Origin of the sequence: Acidovorax temperans, assembly GCF_006716905.1 — a bacterium.
Classification (GTDB): domain Bacteria; phylum Pseudomonadota; class Gammaproteobacteria; order Burkholderiales; family Burkholderiaceae_C; genus Acidovorax; species Acidovorax temperans.
In genome coordinates this window covers 1220380-1240758 of sequence record NZ_VFPV01000001.1, presented here as the reverse complement: position 1 = coordinate 1240758, position 20379 = coordinate 1220380, and the positions used below count along the sequence as shown (strand labels likewise).

The window sequence follows — 20379 nt, the reverse complement described above, 5'->3', positions numbered from 1 at the left end:
TATGGCACAACGGTCCATGAAGTGTATCTGTCCGTACAGCCCCGCCTCAAGGCAGGGCTGTACCGTTCAGTGCCGCAGGGTCTGCCCGTAACGGCTCACTGCACAAAGCCAATGCGCCCGCGCGCGTTGGCTGCTTTGGGCAGGTCCGCAATCTCTACCGTCGAGCGGCGATCCAGCCGCGCATTGCCAAAGCCCGTCATCAGCGCGCGGCGCATTTCGCGCGGTGGCATGTGGGCCAGGTGGTCCAGCACATCGTCTTGGGGCTCCGGGTCCAGTAGGCGGCCCCAGTCGTGGCTGTTGCGAATGCCCTGGTACAGGTTTAGCGCAATGGTGCGTGCCTGCTCCAGCGTGGGCGCCTCCACCTCAAACACATTCATGCGGTTGAGGATGGGGTCAGGGATGCCGCGTGCATCGTTGGCCGTGGTGATCCAGATGACCTGGCTGGCATCAATCGCCACCTCGGCAAACTCGTCGGTAAAGCTCTGTGCGGTGTCGTGCTCCAGCAGGCTGTACAGGGCTCCCAGAGGGTCGTACTGCGCGTCGCCGCTGGCCTTGTCGATCTCGTCCACCACGATGACGGGGTTGGCGTATTCGCCCTCCACCAGGGCCTCAAACACCTTGCCAGGGCGTGCACCCTTCCATTGCGCAGACGACCCCGACAGCAACCAGCCAGCGGTCATGGAGCTCATCGGCAGCAGGTTCATGCCCGTGCCGAGCAACTCGGCCAGGTGGCGGGCAAAGTGGGTCTTGCCGATACCGGGTGGGCCCAGCAGCAGCATGGGGGTCACTTCCAGCCCATCGCTGCTGTCTTGCGCCAGGGCCACGTGGCGTTTCACATCGTCCAGCACGTCGGTGAAGTTGGGCAGCAGCTCGTACAGGCTGCTCATGTCGGGCACCCCTGAGGGTTTGACCTGGAAGCGTTCAGGCCCTCGTTCCAGCATGCGTTCGTACACGGCACGCAGGTTTTCGTATTCGCGCTGGCTGCCGGCGTCCTGCAGGCGGGCCAGCTTGCGTTCCACATCCCCAGGGTGAAACACATTGCGCATCTGCGCCACCGGAATACGCAGTGCGGCGCTTTGGGGAACAAGGCTATGGCTGGTCATTGCATGCTCCTGTGTGTTGGGGTCACGCTGTCATTCAAGCACACAACATGCCCAGCCTCAATGTGGGAAAAGCCCTGAAATGGTGCCGGTGTTGCAGCCATCCCAATCCCTGTGGTGGCCAAGCGGCCTGGCTTGCCACGTACCAAAGAAAAAGCCGCCCGAAGGCGGCTTGGTGGCGGGGTTTGGCTCAGCCTCAGGTACCCAGCACCTGCTTGAGTTCGCCAGACTCGTACATCTCCATCATGATGTCGGAGCCGCCGATGAACTCGCCCTTGACGTACAGCTGGGGGATGGTGGGCCAGTTGCTGTATTCCTTGATGCCTTGGCGAATGGCGTCGTCTTCCAGCACGTTCACGGTGACTACGCTCTTGGGGTCCACGCCGCAGGCCTTCAGGATCTGGATGGCACGGCCGGAGAAGCCGCACATGGGGAAGCTGGCGCTGCCCTTCATGAACAGCAGGATGTCGCTGGATTTGACGAGGGCGTCGATACGTTGTTGGGTGTCGCTCATGGGGTACTCCTTGAAAAAGAGGCGGACAAAAAATGCTGTGAGCCCGCGTTGGGGGGGATTATTTCACTGTCGGCCACTGCCCGCCCGTACAGCGCGCGATGCCGGCAAGGTCATTGCGGCTTTGCACCTGCACAAACCCTTGGGCGACTAGCAGCGCGTGCACGGGTTCGGCTTGGTCGTAGCCATGTTCCAGCAGCAGCCAGCCGCCCGGTGCCAGCCGCGTGGGTGCCTGGGCCACGATGGTGCGAATGTCGGCCAGCCCGTCGCTGCCGCTGGCCAGTGCCTGCAGCGGCTCGTGCTGCAGCGCGGCCAGGTGCGGGTCTGCGCTGGCGATGTAGGGCGGGTTGGACACGATGGCGTCGAACACGCTCTCTACCCCGCGCAGCCAGTTGCCGTGCGCAAAGCGCACGGGCAGGCCCAGCCGCTGTGCGTTGGCCTGGGCCACCACCAAGGCGTCGGCGCTGGCATCCACCGCCAGCACCTGTGCCGTGGGCCGCTGGCTTTGCAGTGCCAGCGCAATGGCGCCACTGCCCGTGCCCAGATCGGCCACACGCGGGGCGGGCAGGGGGGCGATGGCTTCCAGCGCCCAGTCCACCAGCGTTTCGGTGTCGGGGCGAGGGTCCAGCACGCGGGCATCCACCTGTAGCGGCAGGCCGTAAAACTCCTTGCGCCCGGTGAGGTAGGCCACGGGCTCACCCGCCACGCGGCGCTGGCACAGGGCGATGAACTGCGTGTGCGTGGCCCCGTCCATCGCGTCCGTGTCGTGTGCCAGCAGCCAGGCACGGCCCGCGTCGGGGCGCCCCAGTGCGTGCAGCAGCAGCAGTTGCGCGTCAATGCGGGGCAGACCCAGCGCGTGGGCCTGGGCCAAAGCCTGGGCGAGGTTGGGGGTATTCACGTTTGCTCTGATATTGATAGCTGACTGCGCTTGATGGACAGGCGCTGGAGGCCTAAAAGGCTTGAAGGGTTTGTGCGCTGCACCGGAATGCTGCTGCAGGCGTTACACACCCGCACCCTTTTCCAGCTCTTCCAGTTGCTCGGCTTCACGGGCGTGTTGCAGGGCTTGCAGCACATCGCCCAGGTCGCCTTCCATCACGGCCAGCAGCTTGTACAGCGTGAGGTTGATGCGGTGGTCCGTCAGCCGCCCCTGCGGGAAGTTGTAGGTGCGGATGCGGTCGCTGCGGTCGCCGCTGCCGATCAGGCCCTTGCGCAGCGCGGCCTCCTTGGCGGCGCGCTCGCTGCGTTCCTTTTCCTGAATGCGCGCTTGCAGCACCTGCAGCGCCTTGGCCTTGTTGCTGTGCTGGCTGCGGCCGTCCTGGCATTCGGCCACGATGCCGGTGGGCAAGTGCACCACGCGCACGGCAGAGTCCGTCTTGTTGATGTGCTGCCCGCCCGCGCCGCTGGCGCGGAAGGTGTCGATGCGCAGGTCCGCCGGGTTCAGTGTGATGGCCTGGTGCTCGTCGGGCTCGGGCATCACCGCCACGGTGCAGGCGCTGGTGTGGATGCGGCCTTGGGTTTCGGTGGCGGGCACACGCTGCACGCGGTGACCACCGGATTCGAACTTGAGCGCGCCGTAGACACCGCTACCGGAGGGGCCCGTACCGGGCTGGCCTTCAATGCGCAGCACGATCTCCTTGTAGCCGCCCAGCTCGCTTTCGTTGGCGCTCATCACCTCCACCTTCCAGCCCTGGGTGGCGGCATAGCGGGTGTACATGCGGGTCAAATCGCCTGCGAACAAGGCTGACTCGTCACCGCCCGTGCCTGCGCGGATTTCGACGAAGGCGTTGCGCGCGTCGTCGGGGTCCTTCGGTAAAAGCAGGCGCTGCAGTTCGTCCTCCAGCTGCACCAGTTCAGCTTCGGCGCTAGCGATTTCCTCCTGCGCCATTTCGGCCATGTCGGGGTCGGAAAGCATTTCTCGCGCACCGGCCAGATCGGCCTCGCGCTGCTGGTAGCGGGCGTAGCGGCCTGCGATCTGCGTGACCTCGGCATGCTCGACGGAGATGCGCCGGTACTGCGCCATGTCGCTCATGATGTCTTCGCGCGAGAGCAGGAAGTCCAGCTCGCCCAGGCGCTGTGCATAGCGCTCCAGTTGGTTTCGGAGAAAGGGTTTCATGGGGTCTGAAAAAGAAGGTGCTACGAATTTGGTAGCTGCTAGCGCTTATGTATCAAGCGCTGGAGGCCGATTTGGCTTGAAATCGGGGCTGCGAGTGAGCGGGCAGGCGCCGCTACTGGCTGTTTTTGCTTTGCGAGCGCAGGAACAGGCGTGAGACGGTCTGTGCCGTCTGGGCGCGCATTTCCGCGTCGCCCGCGCGCAGCTCGGCCAAGGTGCCGTGCAGCATTTTTTGCGTGAGGCCACGCGACAGGGCTTCCAGCACCGCATCCACGTCTTCGCCCTTGGCCAGCAGCTTCTTGGCGCGCGCGATCTCGGCGGCGCGCCATTCGTCGGCTTGCGCGTTGAGCTGCTGGATCAGCGGCACCACGCCACCCGCAGCGGTGGCGGGGCTGCGCAGCTCCATCCAGTGCATGAAGCTCTGCACGCCCGCGTCGATGATGGCCTCCGCCTGGGCCACAGCAGCCTGGCGGTTGGCCTGCGCGGTTTGCACCACGGTGGCCAGGTCGTCCACGGTGTACAGGTACACGTCGCCCAGAGCCTTGACTTCGGGTTCGATGTCGCGCGGCACGGCCAGGTCCACCATGAAGATGGGGCGGTGGCGGCGCTTCTTCAGGGCGCGTTCCACAGCACCCAGACCGATGATGGGCAGGCTGCTGGCCGTGCAGCTGATGACAGCGTCAAACTCGTGCAGGCGCTCGGGCAGGTCGGCCAGGCGCATCACCTCGCCGCCAAAGCGGGTGGCGAGCTTTTCACCGCGCTCCAGCGTGCGGTTGGCAATGGCAATGGCCTTGGGGTTCTTGGCGGCAAAGTGCGTGGCGCACAGCTCGATCATCTCGCCGGCGCCCACGAACAGTACCTTGATTTCGGTGAGGTCTTCAAACAGCTGGCTGGCCAGGCGCACCGCAGCTGCCGCCATGCTGATGCTGTGGGCGCCAATCTCGGTGCTGCTGCGCACCTCCTTGGCCACGGCAAAGCTGCGCTGAAAGAGCTGGTTGAGCGTCGTGCCCAAAGCGCCAGCCGTTTCAGCAGCGCGCACGGCGTCCTTCATCTGGCCCAGGATCTGCGCCTCGCCCAGCACCATGGAATCGAGCCCACTGGCCACGCGGAACGCATGGCGGGCAACGAGGCTGTCTTCCAAAGTGTAGGAGTGCGAACGCAGCAGCGCGGGGCTCACGCCGCCGCTGTGGGCGAGCCAGCCCAAGGTATGGTCGAGCGCGGGCTGCTGGCCAGCGCAGTAAATTTCGGTGCGGTTGCAGGTGGAAATGATGGCGGTTTCCACCCCCGGGTGGCTGAGCGACTGCCCCAGCGACTGGCGCAAACCCTGCAAGGTAGGCGCGATCTGGTCGAGCGCGAACGCAAACCTGCCACGCAGATCGAGCGGCGCGGTGGTGTGGTTGATGCCGAGGGCCCAGACTGCCATAGTGGCGGATTATAAAATCGTTACCTTCTTCGCGGCTCCCAGCATGGGTATGCCTTGATCTGGGTCAATTGCGCACATGGGTCCGCTCGACAGCCTCAACCACCTTCTGAACTTTTTGGCGCCGGCATTCTGGATGGCTCTCTTCATGGCCATGCTGGGCCCCCTGGTGCTGCGCAGCTCGCGCGGGCTGGGGCGCAGCGCGCAGTGGCTGCTGGACTTTGCGGTGTGCTCGGCCGTGCTGCTGGCGGGGCTGTGGATCACCGGCCGCGACGGCAAGATGCTGACTTACGGCGCCTTGGTGCTGGCCTGCGCCACATCGCACGCAGTAGGCCAGCGCCTGTGGCGCAAATAAGCGTTTGCATTGCTCAGCGCGGCGGCTGTTAAGAGCGGCTAACAAAACTCAGCGAAGCGGTTCTGGCTGGGCGCCGCGTCGCAGGCAGTACGCGTAGCACGACAAGACGCGGCAACGACGCCAGAACAGTTTTGTTAGCCGCTCTAAGCCTGCCATTCTGCTTTTACCATCGCAACTTGACAGATTTACAACAACGGAGACACCCCATGAGTACCTTTCGCACCCTGTTGGTGGGCGCAGCCTTGGCCTGGACGGCTGCTGTGCACGGATTTCCTACCAAGCCCGTGCGCATCGTGGTCGGCTTTCCAGCAGGGGGGCCGCTGGACCAGCATGCCCGCTTGCTGACCGACAAACTGCAGGCCGTGCTGGGCCAGCCCGTGGTGGTGGACTACAAGGCCGGCGCCGGCGGCACGGTGGGCGCGCAAGACGTGATGAAGGCGCCGCCCGACGGCCACACCCTGATGCTGGCCAACACGGGTGTGATGGTGATCAATCCGGCGTTGTACAGCCGCCTGCCGTACGCCACGCTCAAGGATTTCACGCCGATTGCACGCACCGCGATGCAGCCTTTGGCCCTGCTGGTGAACCCGAATGTGCCAGCCAAGAATCTGCAGGAATTCATGGCCTATGCCAAGTCCAAGCCAGGGCAGATCAACTATGGCTCGGCAGGCAATGGCGGCATCAGCCACCTGGTGCCTGAAATGTTCAAGACGGCCACGGGCCTGTTCATGGTGCATATCCCCTACCGCGGCAGTGCCCCCGCGTTCACCGACCTGATGGGCGGGCAGGTGCAGTTCATGGCAGAGAGCATTCCGCAGGCCGCGGCGTACCACAAGCAAGGGAAGGTGCGCGCCCTGGCGGTGACCAGCCGCGCCCGCAACCCCGCCTTGCCTGATGTGCCCACAGTGATCGAGAGCGGCCTCAAAGGCTTTGAGGTGGTGGGCTTTTATGGATTCCTGGCGCCTGCGGGCACGCCCAAGGATGTGGTGGCCAAGCTCAGCGATGCGTTTGGCCAGGTGATGCAGTCGCCTGAAGTGAAAAGCCGCATGGTGAGCCAGGGCGCGGATCCTGCCTTCCTGGGCGCGGATGACTTTGCCAAGTTCCTGGCCGCTGAAATGCCACGTTGGGCCGACGCGGTGAAGAAATCGGGCGCGAAGCTGGATTGATTCCCTGAGGCGCTGCGCGCCTCTCCCCTGGGGGGGGGGCCACCGGTAGCCCGGCAAAGCCGGTTCCACGGTGGCGCTCGCTCAGGGCCGCGTTGGTTGGAAGATGCCCCCTATGGCGTGGCGGGCGAAAACAGATCCACGCGGTCGGTGATGATGCCGTCCGTGCCCAAAGCAATCAAGCGCTCGGCGGCCCAGTCGTCGTTGACGGTGTAGCTCAATGTGCGCATGCCCATGCCTTTCACCTGGGCGACCAGTGCGGCGTCCCACAGCGCGTGGTTGCACACGAGGGCCACACAGCCCAGGCGGCGAGCGGTGTCCAGACATCCATCCCACAGCGTATCGAGCAGCAAGGCGCGCGGAATGTGGGCTGCGGTGGCCTGTGCGCCTGCCAGCGCGTCGGGCTTGAAAGACGAGAACAGCGGGGGCACGGCCTGGCCCTGCCAGAGCCGCGCTGCGGTTTCGCCCACCACGCGCCCGGTGGTTTCTTCCTGCCCTGGCGTGGGTTTGATCTCGATGTTCAGAAAGTAACCGTTGGCGATGCAAAAGCGGGCCAGCGCCTCCAGCGTGGGCACGGCCTCGCCAGCGTAGGCGCGTGAATGCCAACTGCCCGCATCGAGTTGCGCAAGCGCGTCCAGCGGCAGATCGCCGCCGGTGCCACGGCCGTTGGTGGTGCGTTCCAGCGTGGCGTCGTGCAGCAAAAAGGGCACGCCGTCGGCGCTCAGCTTGGCGTCGCATTCGAACATGCGGTAGCCGTGCTGTGCGCCCAAGCGGAAGGCGGCCAAGGTGTTTTCAGGGGCCAGCTTGCCAGCGCCACGGTGGGCAATCCAGCGGGGGTAGGGCCAGTGGGAGGCGGTGATCGCGTTCATGGTGCGAAGGGGAGGGCAGTGGTTGGCGGGCTCAGTTCGGTTCAAGCGGGCTCGCCAAACTTGAGCAGGTTGCCGTGGGGGTCGATGACATAGAACTCGCGCATGCCCCAGTCGCGCAACTGCGGGGGCTCTACCAGCAAGCCGCGTTGCGCAAAGTCGGCATGCAGTGCGGCGGTGTCGCCCCGCACGTAGCACGAGGTGTTTTCGGCGATGTGGCGCTCGGTGCAGTGCCACAGGTGCAACTCGCAGCCGTCGCGCCGCAGCATCAGGTAGTCGGCCGATGCGTGCAGGCAATCAAAGCCCAGCAGTTCGGTGTAGAACTGCCGGGACTCCGCCAGGTCCAGCGATGCCAGCACAGGCACGGTGGCGTGAATGCCTGCCATGGTGGCTCTAGTGCGTTGTGCGCGCGCTCAGATGCGCTTGCCGGTTTCCGCGTTGAACCAGTGCAGGCGGTCTTCGCGGGGCGCCACGCGAATGGCGTCGCCAGGCTTGGGCGAGGGGCGGCCTTCGTCGATGCGCACGATCAGCGTGTCCTGGCCCATGGTGGCGTACACCAGGCGCTCGGCGCCCAGCAGCTCGATGGTGTCCACGCGCACTTCCCAGCCGGTGTCGCCAATGTCCATGTGCTCGGGGCGGATGCCCAGAATGGTGCCGGGCTTGCTGTTGGGCGCGTGCTTGAGCAGGTTCATGGGCGGCGAGCCAATGAAGCTGGCGACGAACGTGGACGCAGGTGTGTGATAGACCTCTTCGGGCGTGCCGAACTGTTCCATGTTGCCCGCGTTCATCACGATCATGCGCTGGGCCAGGGTCATGGCTTCGACCTGATCGTGCGTGACGAACAGGCTGGTGATGCCCAGCTCGCGGTGCAGCTTCTGGATTTCCAGGCGCGTTTGCGCGCGCAGCTTGGCGTCGAGGTTGGACAGGGGCTCATCGAACAGGAACACCTGCGGCTGGCGCACGATGGCGCGGCCCATGGCCACGCGCTGGCGCTGGCCGCCGGAGAGTTCGCGGGGCTTGCGCTCCAGCAGGTGGCCCAGTTCCAGAATCTTGGCGGCCTTGTCCACACGCGCCTTGATTTCCTCCTTGGGCACCTTGGCGATCTTCAGGCCATAGGCCATGTTTTCGAAGTTCGTCATGTGCGGGTACAGCGCGTAGTTCTGGAACACCATGGCGATGTCGCGCTGGGCGGGTTCCAGGTCGTTCACGATGCGGTTGCCAATGTGCAGCTCGCCGCCGGAGATTTCTTCCAGCCCAGCCACCATGCGCAGCAGCGTGGATTTGCCGCAGCCCGAGGGGCCGACGATGACGACGAATTCGCCGTCCTTGATTTCAGCGTTCACGCCATGGATGACCTGGTTGGCCTTGGGGCCGTGGCCATAGCGCTTGATGATGTTGCGAAGAGAGATGGATGCCATTTTGCTCTTAAATTTGTAGCTGCTGGCGCTTGATAGATAAGCGCTAGCGGCAGATTTCGTTTATTTTTCTGTATCGACCAGGCCCTTGACGAACCAGCGCTGCATGAACACCACCACCAGGGCGGGGGGCAGCATGGCCAAGAGGGCGGTGGCCATCACCACGTTCCATTCGTTGCCGGTGTCGCCGCCAGCGATCATGCGTTTGATGCCGATCACCACGGGGTACATGTCTTCCGAGGTGGTCACCAAGAGCGGCCACAGGTACTGGTTCCAGCCGTAAATGAACTGGATCACGAACAGCGCGGCGATGGACGTGCGCGACAGCGGCACCAGGATGTCCTTGAAGAAGCGCATGGGGCCGGCACCATCAATGCGTGCGGCTTCGACCAGCTCGTCCGGCACCGTCAGGAAGAACTGGCGGAACAGGAAGGTGGCCGTGGCCGACGCGATGAGCGGCACCGTCAGGCCCGCATAGGTGTTGAGCATGCCCAGGTTGGACACCACCTGGTACGTGGGGCCAATGCGCACTTCCACGGGCAGCATCAGGGTGATGAAGATCAGCCAGAAGCAGATGCCCTTGAAGGGGAAGCGGAAGTACACGATGGCAAACGCCGACAGCAGCGAGATGGCGATCTTGCCCACAGTGATGACCATGGCCGTCACGAAGCTCACCCACATCATGTGCGCCACCGGGGCGCTGGAGCCAGGGCCCGAGCCGCCGCCGAACAGCGCGGTTTTGTAGGTTTCCCAGAAGTTGCTGCCGGGCAGCATGGGCATGGGCACCTGCACGATGTCTTGCGCCGTGTGGGTGGACGCCACAAACGCCAGGTACAGCGGGAAGCCCACGATGATGACGCCCAGCACCATGATCAGGTGCGAGAACGCCTTGAGAAAAGGACTGCGTTCAACCATTGGAATCTTTCAGATGTGATGCCTGGCCCCAGGTGCCGATCAAGGGCGCGCCATAGGCGAGGGCCGCCAAGCAAGGGCCGCCCCGCAGTGAGGGCGGCGTCCCCCTGGCGGGGGAAGGCGCGAAGCGACTCAGGGGGCGCATCAATATTGCACTTTCTTCTCGACGTAGCGGAACTGGACCACGGTGAGCACCACCACGATGGCCATCAGCACCACCGATTGCGCGGCCGATCCGCCCATGTCCATGGCCTTGAAGCCATCGTGATAGACCTTGTAGACCAGGATCGAGGTGTCTTGCCCAGGGCCGCCCTGCGTGGTGGAGTCCACGATGGCGAAGGTGTCGAAGAAGGCATAGACCACGTTGATCACCAGCAGGAAGAACGTGGTGGGCGACAGCAGCGGGAACTGGATACTCCAGAACCGGCGCCATGGGCCAGCGCCATCAATCGCGGCCGCTTCAATCAGCGACTTGGGGATGGACTGCAGCCCTGCCAGGAAGAACAGGAAGTTGTAGGAGATCTGCTTCCACACGGCCGCAATCACGATCAGCGTCATGGCGTGGTCGGAGTTGAGCAAGTGGTTCCAGTCAAACCCCGACTGGCGCAGCAGATACGCCACCACGCCCAGCGAGGGGGAGAACATGAACATCCACAGCACGCCCGCCACGGCAGGGGCCACCGCATAAGGCAGCAGCAGTGCGGTTTTGTACACCAGGGCGCCGCGCACGATGCGGTCTGCAAAGATGGCCAGCACCAGCGAGATGGCGATGCCCGAGACCGCGACGGCGATCGAGAAAAATGCCGTCGTCTTGAACGAGGCGAGATAGCTCGGGTCTTCAAACAGGTTGCGGAAGTTTTCCAGCCCCACCCATTCGGTGGACATGCCAAAGGCATCTTGCATTTGGAAAGATTGCACCAGCGCCTGGCCCGCCGGCCAGAAGAAGAAGACGCTGATCACGACCAGCTGGGGTAGCAAAAGCACCCACGGCAGCCATGCAGAGCGGAATAAAACGCGTTTTTCCATATCGGATCAGTCTGAACAAAACAGCCCGCAGCCCATGCAAACCGGTGTTTGCGAGGGGTGCGGGCCAACGATGAAGCCCAGAAACCCAGGGGAATGCCTGGAGAGTCGGGCCCCATCAACGGGGGCGATAAAAATTAGCGGTTAGCGCGTGCGAAACGGGCCAGTTGCTCGTTGCCGCGGGTCACGGCTGTGTCCAGGGCTTCCTTGGGAGTCTTCTTGCCCGACCAGATTTGTTCGGTTTCCTCGTCGATGATGGCGCGAACCTGAACGAAGTTGCCCAGACGAATGCCGCGCGACTTGTCGGTGGCCTTGCGGATCATCTGCGTCACGGCCACATCGGTGCCTGGGTTCTTTTCATAGAAACCGGAGGCTTCGGTGAGCTTGTAAGCGCCCATGGTCACAGGCAGATAGCCGGTGCGCTGGTGGCTGGCGGCTTGCACCTTGGTGTCGTTCAGGAAGTTCAGGAAGTCGGCAACGCCCTTGTACTCTTCGGCCTTCTTGCCGGCCATCACCCACAGGCTGGCACCACCAATGGCGGTGTTCTGGGGCGCGCCCTTCACGTCAGCGTAGTAAGGCAGGGTCGAGATGCCGTAGGCAAACTTGGCTTCCTTGGCCACACGGGCGTAGAGGCCCGAGGATCCGGTGATCATCGCGCACTCACCCGATGGGAAGGATGCGTCGGCTGCGTTGCCGCGGCCCTTGTACACAAAGCTGCCGTCCTTCGAAGCCTTGGCCAGGTTTTCAAAATGGCGCACGTGCAGCGGGGTGTTGATCTGCAGCTGGGCGTCCGTGCCGTCAAAACCATTGTTCTTGCTGGCGAACAGCGTGTTGTGCCACAGCGAGAAGCTTTCGAGCTGCGTCCAGCTGATCCAGCTGGTGGTGAACGGGCAGCTGTGGCCGCTGGCCTTGAGCTTGGAGGCGGCTTCAAACACTTCAGGCCAGGTCTTGGGAGGCTTGTTGGCGTCCAGACCGGCCTTCTTGAAGGCGTCCTTGTTGTAATAGAAGATGGTGGTGGAGCTGTTGAGCGGGTAGCTCAGCATCTGGCCGTTGGGTGCGGTGTAGTAACCGGCCACGGCAGACACGTACGAGGTGGGGTCGAACTTGAAGCCCGCATCGCTCATCACCTTGCCTGCGGGCACGATGGCGCCCTTGCTGGCCATCATGGTGGCGGTGCCCACTTCAAACACCTGAATGATGTGGGGTGCATTGCCAGCGCGGAAGGCGGCAATACCGGCTGTCATCGATTCGTCATACGTGCCCTTGTAGGTGGGCACGATCTTGTACTTGGTTTGGCTTGCGTTGTATTGTTTGGCCAGGTCATTCACCCAGTCGCCCAAAGCGGCGCTCATGGAATGCCACCATTGAATTTCCGTCTGGGCGTGTGCGGGAACACAGGCGCCGAAGGCGATGGCGGCAGTCAATGCCAATTTCATCAGTTGCATAAATATCTCTCCAAAGATGACGCTGGGCACAAAGCGGCCGATGCTAGGCACGAAATGTGTCAAACATGTGTCGTTGTCCCACGGTTGTCCGGCCGATTACAACGGTAAAAACCCGTTGAGGGCTCTGCGGTGTGTCCAATTGTGACGTTTCCATGACAGTTTCAGGGTGGATTTGCCCGGAGTTGCAAGGTTTTGTGCATTGCACCATGCTTGTGCTAGCCAAGGTAAATCTGCCCCAGCCCACCTCTATCCACTGAACAGGGACCTTCATGACCGCGCAATCGCTGGACAAAAGCAAGATCAAATTTTTATTGCTGGAGGGCATTCACCCCTCTGCGGTGGACGTGCTGCGTTCCGCTGGGTACACGCAGATCGAAGCCATCTCCGGCGCGCTGCCCGACGAGGAACTCAAGCGCAAGATTGCGGACGTGCACTTTGTGGGCATTCGCTCGCGCACCCAATTGACCGAAGAGGTGTTTGCCCACGCGCACAAGCTGGTCGCTGTGGGATGCTTTTGCATCGGAACCAATCAGGTGGACCTGAACGCTGCGCGCGAGCGGGGCATTGCCGTCTTCAACGCCCCGTATTCCAACACCCGCTCGGTGGCCGAACTGGTGCTGGCAGAGGCTATCTTGCTGCTGCGCGGCGTGCCCGAAAAGAACGCCGTGGCCCACCGTGGCGGCTGGCTCAAGTCGGCCGACAACGCCTACGAAATCCGGGGCAAGACGCTGGGCATCGTCGGCTATGGCTCCATCGGCACGCAGCTGTCAGTGCTGGCGGAAGCGCTGGGAATGCAGGTGGCGTTTTACGACGTGGTGAGCAAGCTGCCCCTGGGCAATGCGCGCCAGGTGGCCAAGCTGCACGACCTGCTGGCGCAAAGTGACATCGTCAGCCTGCATGTGCCCGAGTTGCCATCGACCGAGGGCATGATTGGTGCGGCCGAAATTGCGGCGATGAAGCCCGGCGGCATCCTCATCAACGCCGCACGCGGCACCGTGGTGGATATCGATGCCCTGGCCGACGCACTCAAAGCCAAGAAGCTGCTCGGCGCGGCGATTGACGTGTTCCCGGTCGAGCCGCGCACCAACAAGGACGAGTTCCTGTCGCCCCTGCGCGGGCTGGACAATGTCATCCTCACTCCCCACATCGGCGGCTCCACCATGGAAGCGCAGGCCAACATCGGCACCGAGGTGGCCGAGAAGCTGGTGAAGTACAGCGACAACGGCACCAGCACCTCGTCCGTCAACTTCCCTGAAGTGGCGCTGCCCGCGCACGCTGGCAAGCACCGCCTGCTGCACATCCATCGTAACGTGCCGGGGGTGCTGTCGGAAATCAACCGCATTTTTTCCGACAACCAGATCAACGTGGCAGCCCAGTACCTGCAAACCAACGAGAAGATCGGTTACGTGGTGATCGATATCGACGCAGCCTCTTCCCCGCTAGCGCTGGACAAACTGGCCGGGGTCACAGGCACCCTGCGCAGCCGTGTGTTGTTCTGATCCATTGCCGTGCTGCGGTGCTGGGCCGGTGCGTTGGGCCGCCCAAGGTTAAAATCCGCGCCGCACCCAAGGCACCGCAAGCGCAAACCGCCGGATTTGACCGGCTTTTGCAGCGCAGTGTCTTCATCCAGCCCCTCCAGGGCTGTCGCCCCACACGGCGATGGCTCGCATGCGCCACCTGGCCTTCAGGCCCAGGGCGCGCTGCAGGGGCGATTCACAAGGAATTTCCATGAGCCTCAAATGCGGCATCGTGGGCCTGCCCAACGTGGGCAAGTCCACCCTCTTCAACGCGCTGACCAAGGCTGGCATTGCCGCCGAGAACTACCCGTTCTGCACCATCGAGCCCAACACCGGCGTGGTGGAAGTGCCCGATCCGCGCCTGCAGCAGCTGGCCGAGATCATCCAGCCCGAGCGCATCGTCCCCGCCATCGTCGAGTTTGTGGACATCGCTGGCCTGGTGGCTGGCGCCAGCAAGGGCGAAGGCCTGGGCAACCAGTTCCTGGCCCACATCCGCGAAACCGACGCCATCGTCAATGTGGTGCGCTGCTTTGAAGACCCCAACGTGATCCACGTGGCAGGCCGCGTGGACCCGATTGCCGACATCGAAGTCATCCAGACCGAGCTGTGCCTGGCCGACCTGGGCACCGTGGAAAAAGCGCTGAACCGCTACAGCAAGGCCGCCAAGTCGGGCAACGACAAGGAAGCCGCCAAGATCGTTTCGCTGCTCACGCCCATCCAGGCCGCGCTGAACGAAGGCAAGCCCGCCCGCACGGTGGAAGTGAGCAAGGAAGATGCTCCGTTGCTCAAGCAGTTCTGCCTCATCACCTCCAAGCCCGCCATGTTTGTGGGCAACGTGAGCGAAGACGGCTTTGAAAACAACCCGCTGCTCGATCGCCTGAAGGAATACGCCGCTGCGCAGAACGCGCCCGTGGTGGCCATCTGCGCAAAGATCGAATCCGAAATGTCCGAAATGAGCGATGAAGACCGCGACATGTTCCTGGCCGAAATGGGCCAGGACGAGCCCGGCCTGAACCGCCTGATCCGCGCCGGCTTCAAGCTGCTGGGCCTGCAAACCTACTTCACCGCGGGCGTGAAGGAAGTGCGCGCCTGGACCATCCATGTGGGCGACACCGCTCCCCAAGCCGCAGGCGTGATCCACGGCGACTTCGAGCGCGGCTTCATCCGCGCCCAGACCATCGCGTTTGAAGACTTCATCCAATACAAGGGTGAACAAGGCGCGAAGGACGCGGGCAAGATGCGCGCCGAAGGCAAGGAATACGTGGTCAAGGATGGCGACGTACTGAACTTCCTGTTCAACGTCTAACAGGCCGTTGAAAAAGTGCTCTTCGAACGCATCAAGGTCGTGGATTTCGAAGAAGCAAGTCGCCCAGACGCGCCCACGAATCAAATTCGAGGGCCATTTCGGCCTGTTTGCAGGCCGTTTTGCCCGTTTCGGGCGCACGTATCCCATGGCTCACGCATGATGCGCGTCCCACCAGCCACCCAGACTGCCCATGCGCACCAGGTTGTAGGTGGCAAAGCACAGCAGCGCCTGGCCCGCGAGCTTGGCCTGACCGATCAGCTTGGTCTTGGCCAGACCACCCACGGTCTTGATCCAGCCAAAGGCCTCCTCGATGCGCTTGCGCACCTTCAGGCTGGTCTTGTAGCTCTCGTGCCGCGTGACTCTGGCGTCGACCGCCGAGTGCTTGTCCTTGGCCGCCACGTGTGGCGTGACCAAAAGCCGGCGGCAGCCCTTGATGAAGGCCTTGCTGTCGTAGCCCTTGTCGGCCCCGACCGTGGCCCGCTTGTTCCTGTTGCCCCGGCGCCCCAGCATGGCCAGCGCCGCTTCGCGCTCGGCGGTGCCACTGGCGTGGGTGATCTCAACATCCACGATCAGCCCGTTGCGGTTTTCCATGAGGATGTGCCCCATGTGGCACAGGCGGGACTTGTCGCCCGCGCTCTTCTTGAACAACCGTGCATCAGCGTCCGTGGTGCTTTGGTGGGTGTCGTTGCAGCGCTCCTGTCCTTTGAAGTCCACCTCGGGATTGCGTCCGGGCGGCGTGTCGCTGTCATCGTCTTTGCGCTTGAAGCTCTTGTGCGAGGCCCAGGCTTCGATGAGCGTGCCGTCCACGCTGAAGTGCTCGTCGCTGGCAAGCCGCCCCCACTGGGCGCTGAGCTTGACGCGCTCGAAGAAGGCACGGGCGAGGTCTTCGTTGAACAAGCGTTCGCGGTTGGCGCTGAAGGTGGAGTGGTCCCAGACCTTGTCTTCGATGTTCAGGCCCACGAACCAGCGGTACAGCAGGTTGTAGCTGACCGCCTCGACCAGTTGGCGCTCGCTGCGGATGGAGAACAGGATCTGCAGCAGCAAGGCCTTGAGCAGCATCTCCGGCGGCACCGAGGGGCGGCCCCGGCGGGCGTACACCGCGTCGAACTCGCGGTTCATCGTCGCCAGCAGCGCATCGACTGCGGCGCGCAGTTTGCGCAGCGGGTGTGTCTGCGGCACGCGCTCTTCAAGGCTGATGTAGCTGAACATCGCCCCCTGGAAGTCTTGGTTGCCTCTCATCGTCCTCGTCTGGGTTGTTCGCCGATGGCTTCAGATCGTACTGGCCGACGCCAGCGTCGGCGGGGGATTTTTCAACGGCCTGCTAAGCCACTGCGCGGCAGAGTTTCTGCCCCTTGGCGTCGATCCAGCCCCGCCATGGCGGGGCTTTTTTGTGGGCGATGTGGTGACGGGCGTGATTTGTACTTCTTTAAGTGAAATTGGGCTCTTCTAGCGAATGCTAGTGTGGTGTCTCAAAAGTAAGCATCAAATAATGGTACTCGCTGCCCGCGCCACAGATGCCAAGATGGTGTCCGCACTTTTATGCCACACGAACGGCTTGGGATCCTCGTTGTGACGATCAATGTATTCCCGTATGGATTGCTCCAGCTGAGCAACGCTGGTGTGGGCGCTGCGCTTGATCCACTGCTCGCTGATCTGGCTAAAGAAACGCTCGACCAGATTGAGCCAGGACGCTGAGGTGGGCGTGAAGTGAACGTGGTAGCGAGGATGGGCTGCTAGCCAGGCCCGCACTGCCTGCGTCTTGTGCGTGCCGTAGTTGTCCATGATCAGGTGGATGTCTTGTTCGCCAGGCACCGCTGCATCGATGGCTTTGAGGAACTGCAGGAATTCCACACTGCGGTGACGGCGCTTGAGCTGTCCTATGACTTTGCCAGTGGCCACATCCAGCGCTGCAAACAGCGACGTTGTGCCATGGCGCTTGTAATCGTGCGTGCGCGTGCTGGGTTTGCCAAACGTCAGTGGTAACCCTGGTTGGGTGCGATCCAGAGCCTGGATCTGGCTCTTCTCGTCCACGCACAGCACCAAGGCGCGATCGGGTGGTGCCATATACAGCCCCACCACATCCCGTACCTTGTCCACGAAATGGGGATCCGTCGATAGCTTGAAGGTTTCTTGCAGGTGCGGCTTCAGCCCAAAGGCATGCCAGATGCGCTGCACCGTCGCGGGCGATACGCCAGCGTGCCGACTCATCTGGCGCACGCTCCAGTGCGTGGCGTTGTCAGGCTTGCTCTGGCGAACCTTGTCCACAATGAGCTGAACCTGCTCGTCGCCCACACTGCGCGGGCGGCCAGCGCGCGGGGCATCGGTCAAACCCGCCAGACGATACGCCCGGTAGCGCCGCCGCCACTTGGAGACAGTTTGCACCGTCGTGCCCAAGCGTTGGGCAATCATGGTGCCTGACTCCCCATCTGCGCAGCCCAGCACGATTCGCATGCGCAGCTTCTCGTCCTCGGGCGCTTTGCGTACGCGCAGTCGCGCATGCAGCTCTGCGCGCTCGGCATCGGTGATCTGCAGCTTCGTGGCGGGGCGTCCAGGGTGGGCCATCAGCGTAGTCTCCTATAAGGAAGCTGATTCGACCAACACCGGTCAAAATAGTTCTATCTATTTTTGAGACACCACACTAGCTACCAAAAGGAGGCCCCCCGGCTCTGCCGGGGAGGCAGTAGAAGTTTGACTTTTCAGGAGGTTGTCCACCGTAGAGACTTTCAATCGTGAGCCGCCAAGCAAACGAAAGGAAGAAACACGATGGACAAGTATGAAAGTTTGAGTCACACGGCCTGGGATTGCAAATATCACGTGGTCTTCATCCCCAAGTGTCGAAGGCGAACGCTGTACAAGCAGCTACGCGAACACCTGGGTGAGGTATTCAGAAAGTTGGCCGCGCAAAAGGAATGCAGGGTTGAAGAGGGGCATCTGATGCCCGATCACGTGCACATGATGCTGTCGATCCCACCGAAGTACTCGGTGTCGCAGGTGGTGGGCTTTATCAAAGGCAAGAGCGCAATCCACCTTGCGCGGGTGTACGGAGAGCGAAAGCGCAACTTCGTGGGTCAGCACTTCTGGGCGCGAGGGTACTTCGTCTCGACGGTGGGACGCGACGAAGCGGTGATACGGGAGTACATCCGAAACCAGGAGAAGGAAGACGAGAGGTTGGACCAACTCGGTCTATGGAGGTGAGTAGCCACCGATAGGTGGCCCCAAGAATGAGGGGCCGCGTTAGCGACCCCTTACAGCCGCTTTGAGCGGCTCACATCCCGAATGCCCCCGGCTTTGCCGGGGGATGGTTACCAGGTCTGCTGCCATGGGCGAGTCGCCCACTTCATTGGTTGTTACTGCGATGGCCCGAATCTGCAGTGTCTGGGCATCAATACCCAGATGCACCTTGCGCCACTGGCGGCGCCGCTGTGCGCCGTGCTTTTTGGTTTTCCACTCACCTTCGCCCAAGAACTTGATGCCCGTGGAGTCGGCCAGCATGTGCAAGCCTTTGTCACTTGCACGGTAGCGCACCTGCACATCCAAGCTCTTTTGCCTGCGACAGACCGTGCTGTAGTCGGGCACTGGCCAATCCAGGCCTGCCATACCCAATAGCGACTCAACCAGGCCCAGTGTCTGGCGCAAGGGCTGGCCAAACAAGCACTTGATGGTCAGGCAAAACTGAATGGCCGCATCTGAGAATTTTTGGCAACGACCACGCTTGCCCGTGGGCTGAGCTAGCCACTGCATATCCCTATCGAGCCAAATGGTCAGCTCACCTCGCGCCTTCAACGCTGCGTTGTAAGCCTTCCAGTTCGTTGTGCGGTACTTAACCCGACCCCAGCTCGTCTCTCTCATCTCCCGAGCCTACATCAGCTGCGACCGGCATTTGTGCAACAAGGCCCCATCAAAGTACAATGAGTAACGAATTGAAAAAATTGGATTGAAAAATCCTCTCATTTTTCTTTCGATCTCTCAAATTCTTGAATGGGGCTCAATCGATGCAAACATGGAAAATTAGCCACCGTCTGATGGCAGGTTTCGGCCTGGTAGTGCTGGCATTGCTGGGAATGTCGGTGTTTAGCGTGCTGACTGCGCGAGGTATCGACGGGGCTTTAAGGCAACGCTGATTAAGGTCCACCGTTGAGGGGGGTCAAACGTTATCCGCAGATGAAGCAGCAGACCCTGGCAATGGCCGCAGATCAAGACAACGGATTCGAGCATTCGCGCAAACCCACCCGACGCGAAGAGTTCTTGCGGACCATGCAGACAATAGTGCCATGGGCCGCTCTGTGTCAGGTGATAGAGCCGCACTACCCCAAGGCCGGCAACGGCCGTCCGCCCATTGGCCTAGAGCGCATGCTGCGCATCCATTTTCTTCAGCACTGGTTCAACCTGGCCGATCTGGCGTGCGAGGAGGCTCTGTATGACAGTGCCAGTCTGCGCCGCTTTGTGGGGATTGACCTGGGTCGTGAACGCGTGCCCGACGCCACCACGCTGCTGAAGTTTCGCAAACTGCTCCATGAGCACAAACTGGGCGAAGCCCTGTTTGCCAAGGTAGGCCAGCAATTGCAGGAGCGCGGCTTCAAGGTCAATACCGGCACCATCGTGGATGCCACGATCATCGCAGCGCCCAGCTCCACCAAGAACGCCGACAAGGCGCGCGACCCCGATATGCACCAGACACGCAAAGGCCAGCAATGGTATTTCGGCATGAAGCTGCACATTGGCGTGGACAGCCAAAGCGGGCTGGCGCACAGCGCCGTGGTGACGGCGGCCAACGTGCATGACAAACACCCTCTGCCCAATCTGCTGCATGGCAATGAGCGGCGCGTGTACGGCGACTCGGCCTATGCCAGCCAGAAAACACTGATAGCGAGCAAAGCCCCCAGGGCCAAGGACTTCACCAACCAGCGCACCCGCCGTGCGGGCGAGGTGGACGAAGTTCAGCGGGCCAAGAACCGCAACAAGTCACGGGTGCGCGCTCGGGTCGAGCATGTCTTTGCGGTGGTAAAGCGCCTGTGGGGATTCACCAAGGTGCGCTATCGCGGGCTGCAAAAGAACGCCACGCGTGCGTTCACGGCCTTGGCGCTGGCCAACATCTACCTTGCCCGAGGGCGCCTGCAGGGACAGGTGCGCCCGTAAGGGTCCGAAAGGGGCTCAAAGGCTCCCGAAACAGGCCCTGTGGGGCAAAGCACAGTATCTTTGCGGGCCATTTGGCATTCAAATGGCTGTGCGATGGATA

The 20379-nt window shown here is 62.4% G+C and carries 20 protein-coding genes and 1 pseudogene; 7 read left to right on the top strand and 14 right to left on the bottom strand.

The window, feature by feature from the left end; translation table 11 throughout:
• Positions 1 to 95: 95 nt before the first annotated feature.
• From BDD18_RS05990 to hemA, 5 genes are all read right to left on the bottom strand, one after another.
• Entirely contained in the window at positions 96 to 1103 is a 1008-nt protein-coding gene (locus tag BDD18_RS05990; protein WP_142081905.1) for an AAA family ATPase, read from the bottom strand.
• Between the two features lie 193 nt (positions 1104 to 1296).
• Entirely contained in the window at positions 1297 to 1614 is a 318-nt protein-coding gene (grxD, locus tag BDD18_RS05985; RefSeq protein WP_044400131.1) for a Grx4 family monothiol glutaredoxin, read from the bottom strand.
• A 58-nt stretch (positions 1615 to 1672) separates the two neighbouring features.
• Positions 1673 to 2509: a peptide chain release factor N(5)-glutamine methyltransferase gene (prmC, locus tag BDD18_RS05980; protein WP_142081903.1), complete on the bottom strand. Its 837-nt coding sequence runs from the start codon at positions 2507 to 2509 to the stop codon at positions 1673 to 1675.
• A 102-nt stretch (positions 2510 to 2611) separates the two neighbouring features.
• The gene (gene prfA / locus BDD18_RS05975; RefSeq protein WP_142081901.1) at positions 2612 to 3724 is read right to left on the bottom strand and encodes a peptide chain release factor 1; all 1113 of its coding nucleotides are present in this window, start codon (positions 3722 to 3724) and stop codon (positions 2612 to 2614) included.
• 112 nt (positions 3725 to 3836) lie between these two features.
• Positions 3837 to 5144, bottom strand: coding sequence for a glutamyl-tRNA reductase (gene hemA, locus BDD18_RS05970; protein ID WP_142081899.1), 1308 nt, complete (start codon positions 5142 to 5144; stop codon positions 3837 to 3839).
• 133 nt (positions 5145 to 5277) lie between these two features.
• Here hemA and BDD18_RS05965 point away from each other — a divergent pair, with 133 nt between their 5' ends.
• Together BDD18_RS05965 and BDD18_RS05960 are read left to right on the top strand one after the other, a co-directional pair.
• Positions 5278 to 5496, top strand: coding sequence for a hypothetical protein (locus BDD18_RS05965; protein ID WP_338071789.1), 219 nt, complete (start codon positions 5278 to 5280; stop codon positions 5494 to 5496).
• 206 nt (positions 5497 to 5702) lie between these two features.
• Positions 5703 to 6662, top strand: coding sequence for a Bug family tripartite tricarboxylate transporter substrate binding protein (locus BDD18_RS05960; protein ID WP_142081895.1), 960 nt, complete (start codon positions 5703 to 5705; stop codon positions 6660 to 6662).
• A gap of 110 nt (positions 6663 to 6772) precedes the next feature.
• On the opposite strand, the gene ugpQ is transcribed toward BDD18_RS05960, so the two are convergent.
• The 6 genes from ugpQ to ugpB all read right to left on the bottom strand — a co-directional run bounded on the left by ugpQ (position 6773) and on the right by ugpB (position 12320).
• Complete coding sequence (gene ugpQ, locus BDD18_RS05955; protein WP_142081893.1) at positions 6773 to 7528, bottom strand: glycerophosphodiester phosphodiesterase; 756 nt, start codon at positions 7526 to 7528, stop codon at positions 6773 to 6775.
• A 41-nt stretch (positions 7529 to 7569) separates the two neighbouring features.
• Positions 7570 to 7911, bottom strand: a complete 342-nt coding sequence (locus BDD18_RS05950) for a bleomycin resistance protein (protein WP_142081891.1) — start codon at positions 7909 to 7911, stop codon at positions 7570 to 7572.
• Positions 7912 to 7938: 27 nt separating this feature from the next.
• Positions 7939 to 8943, bottom strand: a complete 1005-nt coding sequence (locus BDD18_RS05945; RefSeq protein ID WP_044400112.1) for a sn-glycerol-3-phosphate import ATP-binding protein UgpC — start codon at positions 8941 to 8943, stop codon at positions 7939 to 7941.
• A gap of 60 nt (positions 8944 to 9003) precedes the next feature.
• Complete coding sequence (gene ugpE / locus BDD18_RS05940) at positions 9004 to 9855, bottom strand: sn-glycerol-3-phosphate ABC transporter permease UgpE (RefSeq protein ID WP_044400109.1); 852 nt, start codon at positions 9853 to 9855, stop codon at positions 9004 to 9006.
• Between the two features lie 141 nt (positions 9856 to 9996).
• The gene (gene ugpA, locus BDD18_RS05935; RefSeq protein ID WP_044400106.1) at positions 9997 to 10878 is read right to left on the bottom strand and encodes a sn-glycerol-3-phosphate ABC transporter permease UgpA; all 882 of its coding nucleotides are present in this window, start codon (positions 10876 to 10878) and stop codon (positions 9997 to 9999) included.
• A gap of 134 nt (positions 10879 to 11012) precedes the next feature.
• The gene (gene ugpB, locus BDD18_RS05930) at positions 11013 to 12320 is read right to left on the bottom strand and encodes a sn-glycerol-3-phosphate ABC transporter substrate-binding protein UgpB (protein WP_066699111.1); all 1308 of its coding nucleotides are present in this window, start codon (positions 12318 to 12320) and stop codon (positions 11013 to 11015) included.
• A 269-nt stretch (positions 12321 to 12589) separates the two neighbouring features.
• On the opposite strand from ugpB, the gene serA reads away from it, so the two are divergent.
• Both serA and ychF read left to right on the top strand, forming a co-directional pair.
• Complete coding sequence (serA, locus tag BDD18_RS05925) at positions 12590 to 13819, top strand: phosphoglycerate dehydrogenase (RefSeq protein ID WP_142081889.1); 1230 nt, start codon at positions 12590 to 12592, stop codon at positions 13817 to 13819.
• A gap of 229 nt (positions 13820 to 14048) precedes the next feature.
• On the top strand, positions 14049 to 15143 hold the full coding sequence (ychF, locus tag BDD18_RS05920) for a redox-regulated ATPase YchF (RefSeq protein WP_044398844.1): 1095 nt from the start codon (positions 14049 to 14051) through the stop codon (positions 15141 to 15143).
• Between the two features lie 150 nt (positions 15144 to 15293).
• Here the strand turns inward: ychF and BDD18_RS05915 are convergent, their stop codons facing one another.
• Positions 15294 to 16382: an IS5 family transposase gene (locus BDD18_RS05915; RefSeq protein ID WP_142081888.1), complete on the bottom strand. Its 1089-nt coding sequence runs from the start codon at positions 16380 to 16382 to the stop codon at positions 15294 to 15296.
• On the opposite strand from BDD18_RS05915, the gene BDD18_RS05910 reads away from it, so the two are divergent.
• The gene (locus tag BDD18_RS05910) at positions 16372 to 16593 is read left to right on the top strand and encodes a hypothetical protein (RefSeq protein WP_142081886.1); all 222 of its coding nucleotides are present in this window, start codon (positions 16372 to 16374) and stop codon (positions 16591 to 16593) included. The genes BDD18_RS05915 and BDD18_RS05910 overlap by 11 nt on opposite strands.
• A 32-nt stretch (positions 16594 to 16625) precedes the next feature.
• Here BDD18_RS05910 and BDD18_RS05905 read toward each other — a convergent pair whose 3' ends face one another.
• A complete protein-coding gene (locus BDD18_RS05905) occupies positions 16626 to 17705 on the bottom strand; it encodes an IS630 family transposase (protein WP_005801445.1) in 1080 nt (359 codons plus the stop codon).
• Positions 17706 to 17906: 201 nt separating this feature from the next.
• Here BDD18_RS05905 and tnpA point away from each other — a divergent pair, with 201 nt between their 5' ends.
• A complete protein-coding gene (tnpA, locus tag BDD18_RS05900; protein ID WP_026437438.1) occupies positions 17907 to 18338 on the top strand; it encodes an IS200/IS605 family transposase in 432 nt (143 codons plus the stop codon).
• A 108-nt stretch (positions 18339 to 18446) separates the two neighbouring features.
• Here the strand turns inward: tnpA and BDD18_RS05895 are convergent.
• Positions 18447 to 18992: pseudogene (locus BDD18_RS05895) on the bottom strand (IS5 family transposase); the annotation flags it as partial.
• Positions 18993 to 19304: 312 nt separating this feature from the next.
• Here BDD18_RS05895 and BDD18_RS05890 point away from each other — a divergent pair.
• Positions 19305 to 20279, top strand: coding sequence for an IS5 family transposase (locus tag BDD18_RS05890; protein ID WP_142081884.1), 975 nt, complete (start codon positions 19305 to 19307; stop codon positions 20277 to 20279).
• The last annotated feature ends 100 nt before the right edge of the window (positions 20280 to 20379 follow it).